At 55.1% G+C, this 5,591-nt stretch carries 3 tRNA genes and 3 rRNA genes; all 6 read right to left on the reverse strand.

What is annotated here, in order from left to right:
• Positions 1-22 precede the first annotated feature (22 nt).
• Positions 23-99, reverse strand: a tRNA-Met gene (locus F3S47_RS19215).
• Positions 100-161: 62 nt separating this feature from the next.
• Positions 162-276: ribosomal RNA gene (gene rrf / locus F3S47_RS19220) — 5S ribosomal RNA — on the reverse strand.
• Positions 277-365: 89 nt separating this feature from the next.
• Positions 366-3,194 (reverse strand): 23S ribosomal RNA (locus F3S47_RS19225).
• Positions 3,195-3,542: 348 nt separating this feature from the next.
• A tRNA-Ile gene (locus tag F3S47_RS19230) sits at positions 3,543-3,619 on the reverse strand.
• 3 nt (positions 3,620-3,622) lie between these two features.
• Positions 3,623-3,698, reverse strand: a tRNA-Ala gene (locus F3S47_RS19235).
• Between the two features lie 134 nt (positions 3,699-3,832).
• A 16S ribosomal RNA gene (locus F3S47_RS19240) occupies positions 3,833-5,294 on the reverse strand.
• The 16S, 23S and 5S rRNA genes sit together here with 3 tRNA genes alongside, the layout of an rRNA operon.
• Positions 5,295-5,591 lie beyond the last annotated feature (297 nt).

The raw sequence follows: 5,591 nt of genomic DNA on the forward strand, positions 1-5,591 counted from the left end.
CGCGCTTTTTGGGGCGTTTTTTTGGTTGCGGGGAGAGGATTTGAACCTCTGACCTTCAGGTTATGAGCCTGACGAGCTACCGGACTGCTCCACCCCGCGCCAATTGGTGTCGATCGGAACTTCATCGTTCAAGAGAGATACGGGTTGATGTTCCTTTCTAGGTCTGGCGGTGACTTACTCTCCCACGTCTTAGGACGCAGTACCATCAGCGCAACGGCACTTAACGGCTGGGTTCGGAATGGAGCCAGGTGTTTTGCTCGTGCTATGACCACCAGACCGAGAAAGGAACATCATCAGGAGCGTTATTCGCTCTTGTACCAGGTCGAGGTTCTGACTTCCGATCCTGAGCCTAGCTGCTTCTGGATCAGATCAAGCCAATCGGGCAATTAGTACCGGTCAACTGAACGCGTCACCGCGCTTACATCTCCGGCCTATCGACGTGCTGGTCTCGCACGGCCCTCAAGGGATACCTTGTTTCGAGGGGGGCTTCCCGCTTAGATGCCTTCAGCGGTTATCCTTTCCGATCATAGCTACCCTGCACTGCGGCTGGCGCCACAACAGGTCCACCAGTGGATCGTTCACCCCGGTCCTCTCGTACTAGGGGCAACTCCTCTCAAGTATCCTACACCCACGGCAGATAGGGACCGAACTGTCTCACGACGTTCTAAACCCAGCTCACGTACCTCTTTAAATGGCGAACAGCCATACCCTTGGGACCTGCTCCAGCCCCAGGATGAGATGAGCCGACATCGAGGTGCCAAACGGTGCCGTCGATATGGACTCTTGGGCACCATCAGCCTGTTATCCCCAGAGTACCTTTTATCCGTTGAGCGATGGCCCTTCCACTCGGGACCACCGGATCACTATGGCCGTCTTTCGACTCTGCTCGACTTGTCAGTCTTGCAGTCAGGCTGGCTTCTGCCATTGCACTCAACGAGCGATTTCCGACCGCTCTGAGCCAACCTTCGCGCGCCTCCGTTACTGTTTGGGAGGCGACCGCCCCAGTCAAACTACCCACCACACAGGGTCCCGGATCCGGATAACGGACCGCGGTTAGACATCAAGCGAAGCAAGGGCGGTATCTCAAGGACGGCTCCACGAGGACTAGCGTCCCCGCTTCAAAGCCTACCACCTATCCTGCACATGCTTGGCCTGATGCCAGTGTGAAGCTATAGTAAAGGTTCATGGGGTCTTTCCGTCTAACCGCGGGAAGCCTGCATCTTGACAGGCAATTCAATTTCGCTGAGTCGATGTTGGAGACAGCGGGGAAGTCGTTACGCCATTCGTGCAGGTCGGAACTTACCCGACAAGGAATTTCGCTACCTTAGGACCGTTATAGTTACGGCCGCCGTTTACCGGGGCTTCAATTCGGTGCTTGCACACCTCCTTTTAACCTTCCGGCACCGGGCAGGCGTCAGACCCTATACGTCGTCTTGCGACTTCGCAGAGCCCTGTGTTTTTAGTAAACAGTCGCCACCCCCTGGTTTGTGCCCCCAGCCACTAGTTGCCTAGAAACTGGGCCTCCTTCTCGCGAACTTACGGAGGTATTTTGCCGAGTTCCTTCAACATCGTTCTCTCAAGCGCCTTGGTATTCTCTACCAGTCCACCTGTGTCGGTTTAGGGTACGATCTTACAGTGGGGCTATTTCCAGGGACCGCTCAGCTGCCAGTTCAATCCGATAAGGACTGACAACACCTGCGATCCGTCACCACCACATGGCCCAGGAATATTAACCTGGTTCCCATCGACTACGCCTTTCGGCCTCGCCTTAGGGGTCGGCTTACCCTGCTCAGATTAGCTTTAAGCAGGAACCCTTGGACTTTCGGCGACAGGGTCTCTCACCCTGTTTGTCGCTACTCATGTCATCATTCTCGCTAGTGATCTCTCCACCGGATGGCTCACGCCCCGGCTTCACAGAAAGCCTCTCTCCTCCAATGCACCCGAAGGTGCGAAGGAGGAATGAGACTATGTCACACTACGCTCCGCTACCACTGCATACGCAGTCCTAAGCTTCGGCTCGTGGCTTGAGCCCCGTTACATCTTCGCCGCAGGACAACTTGTTTAGACCAGTGAGCTGTTACGCTATCTTTAAAGGATGGCTGCTTCTAAGCCAACCTCCTGGTTGTTTTGGTCGTCCCACCTGCTTTCCCACTTAGCCACGAATTGGGGGCCTTAGCTGTAGGTCAGGGTTGTTTCCCTCTCCACGACGGACGTTAGCACCCGCCGTGTGTCTGCCATCTAGTACTCCCGGGTATTCGGAGTTTGGTTAGGATCAGTAAGCCTGTGGGGCCCCATTACCCATCCAGTGCTCTACCCCCCGGGGTATTCGGATGACGCTCTACCTAAATAGATTTCGCGGAGAACCAGCTATCTCCGAGTTTGATTGGCCTTTCACCCCTAGGCACAACTCATCCCGACCTTTTTCAACAGGTGTGGGTTCGGACCTCCAATAAGTGTTACCTTATCTTCATCCTGGTCATGCCTAGATCACTCGGTTTCGGGTCTGATCCCACGAACTCGACGCCCTATTAAGACTCGCTTTCGCTGCGCCTACACCTATCGGCTTAAGCTTGCTCGTGAGACCAAGTCGATGACCCATTATACAAAAGGTACGCCGTCAGCTCTCAAGGAGCCTCCGACTGCTTGTAGGCGTTCGGTTTCAGGTACTGTTTCACTCCCCTCGTCGGGGTGCTTTTCACCTTTCCCTCACGGTACTGGTTCGCTATCGGTCAGTAAGGAGTACTTAGCCTTCGAGGGTGGTCCCCCGATCTTCAGACAGGATTTCACGTGTCCCGCCCTACTTAATACGTCGAATTGAGCTTCCCGTACGGGGCTGTCACCCACTCTGGCCCAGTTTTCCAACTGGTTCTGGTCACTCTCATCGCTCGGCTGGTCCCCGTTCGCTCGCCGCTACTAGGGGAGTATCTGTTGATTTCCTTTCCTCCGGGTACTTAGATGTTTCAGTTCCCCGGGTTTGCTCTTAAAACCCTATGTGTTCAGGTCTTAAGTACCTGTTTCAGCTCGTTATGAGCTGCCCGAAGGCAATCATAACAAACTGTCAGGTGGGTTGCCCCATTCGGAGATCCGCGGGTCAAAGGTTATTCTCACCTCGCCGCGGCTTATCGCAGAGTATCACGTCCTTCATCGCCTCTTACTGCCAAGGCATCCACCAAACGCCCTTCTCGCGCTTGATCTGATCCAGAAGAAGCCAGGCTTCTTCCGAGACGGCCGCTCCTTTTAAGCACGGCCGACGTTAATCAGAAGTCATACTTTCCCAGCTCCACCTGGTTCGTGTGGAGCTATTAGGTTAGTGTACTTGACTTGGAACAAAACTGCCGTTTCATGGCTGGCCTTTTCGCCCGGTCCGCTAGGGTAAGCGGGCCCGGAAGAACCAGCCCGAGGTCATCCCACACTCGGGCGACCAGCAGTTCTGATGATTGTATCTCTCTTAACGATGTCAAATCCGGCCTCGGCCGGCGTCCGATTGGACGGCAAAGCCTTGCGGCTCAACGATCCAATCGCAGTGGCCACACCCGAGGTGATGGTGGGTCGAGGAGGACTTGAACCTCCGACCTCACGCTTATCAGGCGTGCGCTCTAACCACCTGAGCTACCGACCCATCTGGTGGAGCGTATCGGGATCGAACCGATGACCCTCTGCTTGCAAAGCAGATGCTCTCCCAGCTGAGCTAACGCCCCGTGGTGCGTTTCGCTGCAGCGAAACCACTGTTCTGAAGAGATATGAGGACGGCCTGGCCCGGATGTTTGCGACTTGCGTCGCTGCTAAGTGCTTCACGAGGAAAGTGAGACCTTCCTGCAAGAAGCATCCTTAGAAAGGAGGTGATCCAGCCGCAGGTTCCCCTACGGCTACCTTGTTACGACTTCACCCCAGTCGCTGAGCTTACCGTGGTCGGCTGCCTCCTCGAAAGGTTGGCGCACCGCCTTCGGGTAAACCCAACTCCCATGGTGTGACGGGCGGTGTGTACAAGGCCCGGGAACGTATTCACCGCGGCATGCTGTTCCGCGATTACTAGCGATTCCGACTTCATGGGGTCGAGTTGCAGACCCCAATCCGAACTGAGATATCTTTTAGGGATTAACCCTCTGTAGATACCATTGTAGCACGTGTGTAGCCCAACCCGTAAGGGCCATGAGGACTTGACGTCATCCACACCTTCCTCCCGCTTATCACGGGCAGTTCTCCTAGAGTGCCCAGCCGAACTGCTGGCAACTAAGAGTGTGGGTTGCGCTCGTTGCCGGACTTAACCGAACATCTCACGACACGAGCTGACGACAGCCATGCAGCACCTGTCACTGTGCCCCGAAGGGAAACTCGATCTCTCGAGCGGTCACAGGATGTCAAGGGTTGGTAAGGTTCTGCGCGTTGCTTCGAATTAAACCACATGCTCCACCGCTTGTGCGGGCCCCCGTCAATTCCTTTGAGTTTTAACCTTGCGGCCGTACTCCCCAGGCGGAATGCTTAATCCGTTAGGTGTGTCACCAAGGGGCAAGCCCCCTGACGACTGGCATTCATCGTTTACGGTGTGGACTACCAGGGTATCTAATCCTGTTTGCTCCCCACACTTTCGCACCTCAGCGTCAGTATCGAGCCAGTGAGCCGCCTTCGCCACTGGTGTTCCTCCGAATATCTACGAATTTCACCTCTACACTCGGAATTCCACTCACCTCTCTCGAACTCTAGACCAACAGTATCAAAGGCAGTTCCAGGGTTGAGCCCTGGGATTTCACCTCTGACTGGCTGATCCGCCTACGCGCGCTTTACGCCCAGTAATTCCGAACAACGCTAACCCCCTCCGTATTACCGCGGCTGCTGGCACGGAGTTAGCCGGGGTTTCTTTACTGGGTACCGTCATTATCTTCCCCAGCGAAAGTGCTTTACGACCCTAGGGCCTTCATCACACACGCGGCATGGCTAGATCAGGGTTTCCCCCATTGTCTAAGATTCCCCACTGCTGCCTCCCGTAGGAGTCTGGGCCGTGTCTCAGTCCCAGTGTGGCTGATCATCCTCTCAAACCAGCTATAGATCGTAGACTTGGTAGGCCATTACCCCACCAACTATCTAATCTAACGCGGGCCGATCCAACTCCGAAAAATCTTTCCCCCGAAGGGCGTATGCGGTATTAATCTCCGTTTCCAGAGGCTATTCCGCAGAGCTGGGTACGTTCCCACGCGTTACTCACCCGTCCGCCGCTAAGACCGAAGTCTTCGCTCGACTTGCATGTGTTAAGCCTGCCGCCAGCGTTCGTTCTGAGCCAGGATCAAACTCTCAAGTTGAAAAGCTGTTACCAGCTTGTCCTTGACGTTCGAACCTCTGCACATCCTTCCGGTCGGCTAGACCGGAAGAGTCTCTGTCTGTCTGTGCTTCAGTACCAAAGGCACCGAAGACCGAACAAACAGTGAAGCTGACACTCCCATCATCGGCCGAAGCCTAGAGAGCCGATATGCAGATGTCTGATCCATCGAATGAACCAAACCGCCCACATATCTCTTCAGATACTCGCGATTTCAAAGAGCGTGAGAGACAAAACCGACTGGATGCGCCCTTCTTCCTTGGCGCGCCCCGCCTGCATG

The organism is Histidinibacterium aquaticum, assembly GCF_008710275.1.
In the GTDB taxonomy this organism is placed as follows: Bacteria; Pseudomonadota; Alphaproteobacteria; order Rhodobacterales; family Rhodobacteraceae; genus Oceanicola; species Oceanicola aquaticus.